The following is a 1,404-nucleotide window of genomic DNA, read 5'->3' on the forward strand; positions in this document are numbered from 1 at the left end:
CTAGTACTGCAACGGCGTTTGAGGTGACGGGGCGGTAGTCCTATGGGCTGTGGCCTCGTCGTTTGTAGTGGCTGTGGCGGGCTTGGTGCTGGCGTCGGCGTCGCCAGCGGGACCAGTGCAGGATGAAGCTGGCGTGGTGGTGGGTGGTGTGGGCGAGGCGTGTGATCAGGCGCCTGAGTTCGGGGACGCTGAGCGGGACGAGTCCGGCTGATCCGTTTCTGCTTTCCCCGTATCGAGTTCGGCGGCGCGGGTGACGGTCAGGTAGGCGTGGGCGGCCATGGCCAGGGTGATGTGCCGGTGCCAGCCGTCGTAGCGGCGGACCTGGTAGTCGTCCAGGCCGCACTCGCCCTTCGCGCTCTGGAAACACTCCTCGATCGCCCACCGGGCCCCGGCCACCGCGATCAGCTCGCCCAGCGTCGTGTCGACGGGCGCGTAGGCGATGTAGTAGGCGATCTCCTCGGGGCGGGTGACGCTGCGGCGGGCAAGCACCCAGTGGCGGCGGTCCTCACGGTGCCAGGGGCGGACCTCGACGCGTGCCCAGTCGTAGATCCGCGGCCCGTGAGCCCCCGCCCCGCACGAACGGCGCCGCCACTTCTGCCGGGGCAGACACGCGACCAGGTCGCGGACCGGATGATCCAGGGCCTGGCGGGTGACGACGGTGTCATGGCTGGTGGTGGCCATCACGTGGAAGATGTCGGCCTCCTCCAGGCGGCTGCGCCAGCCCTTGCTGTAGCCGTATCCGGCGTCCGCGGTCACCCACCGGAACGGGATCTTGTCCGCGAAGGCGCGGGCCACCATGGCCCTGCCCGTCTCGACCTTGGTGGCGAAGGCCACGCAGTCCTCGATGCCCGCCGTGCGGCGCCGGCCGGCATCCTCCGTCCACGACTTCGGCAGGTACAAACGGCGGTCGATCAAGGTGCGGCCTTGTCTGGTCGCGTAGGCGAGGAAGACTCCGACCTGGCAGTTCTCCGTGCGTCCCGCGGTACCGGAGTACTGCCGCTGCACCCCGGCCGACCGGGTTCCCTTCTTCAGGAACCCGGTGTCATCCAAGATCAGCACGCCGTCCGGGTCGCCGAGGTGCTCGACGACGTAGCCGCGCACGTCCTCCAGCACCTCATCCGCACTCCAGTCGCACGAGTTCAGCAGCCGGTGGATGCGGTCCGGACCGAGGTGACCGGCCTGTTCGGCCAGCGTCCAGCCGTTCTTCCGCTCCAGCGGAGCGATCAGTCCGCGCAGATACGCCAGAGCCGAGGCACGCGGCTCACTGCGGGAGAACCGGTGCACGAACCGCTCGTGCAACTCGGCCAGGCCAGCCGCCCACCGCACCACATCAACGTCCCCACCCACGAAAAACTCAACGAGCAGACTGCCGCCCCGTCACCTCAAACGCCGTTGCAGTACTAG

1 protein-coding gene is annotated in these 1,404 nt (G+C 68.9%); it reads right to left on the reverse strand.

All coding sequences use genetic code 11. The features are described from left to right. Positions 1-165: 165 nt before the first annotated feature. Positions 166-1,347, reverse strand: coding sequence for an IS701 family transposase (locus ACGF3A_RS43980; protein WP_393737045.1), 1,182 nt, complete (start codon positions 1,345-1,347; stop codon positions 166-168). Between the last annotated feature and the right edge of the window lie 57 nt (positions 1,348-1,404).

Source organism: Streptomyces sp. NPDC048172 (assembly GCF_043202595.1).
In the GTDB taxonomy this organism is placed as follows: domain Bacteria; phylum Actinomycetota; class Actinomycetes; order Streptomycetales; family Streptomycetaceae; genus Streptomyces.